Consider the following 1,158-nt stretch of genomic DNA (forward strand, 5'->3'; position numbering starts at 1 on the left):
CGTCCTCGTAGTCCTTCCCCGGATGGTCCTGCCGCCACTGCCACACCGGGTAGGGCAGGTCCTTGAACCGGGCGGCGATGATGTACGAGAACCCGGCAGCCTCGATGGCTTTCAGGTTCCCGACTTGGCTCACGGTTTCGGCCCCGGACGGCCCCGCAGTTTCCTGACCTGGGGTGATGTTCGGCTGGTAGGTCGGATTTGTACACTAAACAAGCCGGTTCGGGGCCGCTAATCTGGGTTTCGTGAACCCCCACATCCGCGAAGTGAAGACCGCATCCGGGGCGACCGCCGTCCAAATCGTCTACTCGAACCGACGCGGACACCGCGACCTCGACCACATCGGCTCCGCCCACACCCCCGCGGAAGTCCAGGCCCTTCGCCTCGAAGCCCAGCGCAGACTCGGCGAAGGCCAAGCCGAACTGCCCCTCGACCTGCCCGGCGACGAGGTACCCGACGGAAGCGTCGACAAGCCCCTGCCGATCACCAACACGACCTCACGCCACCTCATCGAGCTCTTGTCGACCGCCTTTCAGGCGCTTGACTTCCCGGCCGCGGCGATGGGGGATGCGGTATTCGAAGCGCTCGCGATCGGCCGGATCATCCAACCGGCCTCGAAACTGGCGACCGTGCGGATCCTGAACGAACACGGCTACCCGCGCACTCCCTCCTACGCGTCCGTGAAACGGTCCCTGCCGGTCTATGCGACCGAGGAGTTCCGGACCGCGATCGGCGACGCATGTACGAGGCATGCCGGCATCGGCCCGGCCTCCCTGCTGCTGTACGACGTGACGACTCTCTACTGGGAGACCGACACCCCGGACGACTTCCGGAAACAACGGTTCTCGAAGGAACGCCGCGTCGAACCACAGATCACGTTGGAGCTGTTGGCCGATGAGCACGGGTTCCCGTTGACGATGCAGGCCTTCGAGGGCAACAAGGCCGAGACGCACACGTTCCTGCCGACGCTGACCGAGTACGCGCGCACCCACGGGCTGACCGACGTCACCGTGTGTGCGGATGCCGGGATGATGTCCGCGGCGAACCTGAAAGCCATCGAGGCTGCCGGGTTCTCGTACATCATCGCCGCCCGGTTCAAGGACCTGCCCTACCCGGTGTGGCAGTGGCGGCAGGACCATCCGGGGAAGGACTACGAGGACG

General features: G+C 65.4%; 1 protein-coding gene. It reads left to right on the top strand.

The genetic code is table 11. The features are described 5' to 3' along the window. Positions 1–242 precede the first annotated feature (242 nt). Positions 243–1,158: IS1634 family transposase (locus AAD496_RS14865; protein ID WP_349829665.1), on the top strand; the 916-nt coding region annotated here is incomplete at its 3' end.

Origin of the sequence: Brevibacterium litoralis, from assembly GCF_040212315.1 — a bacterium.
GTDB classification, from domain to species: Bacteria; Actinomycetota; Actinomycetes; order Actinomycetales; family Brevibacteriaceae; genus Brevibacterium; species Brevibacterium litoralis.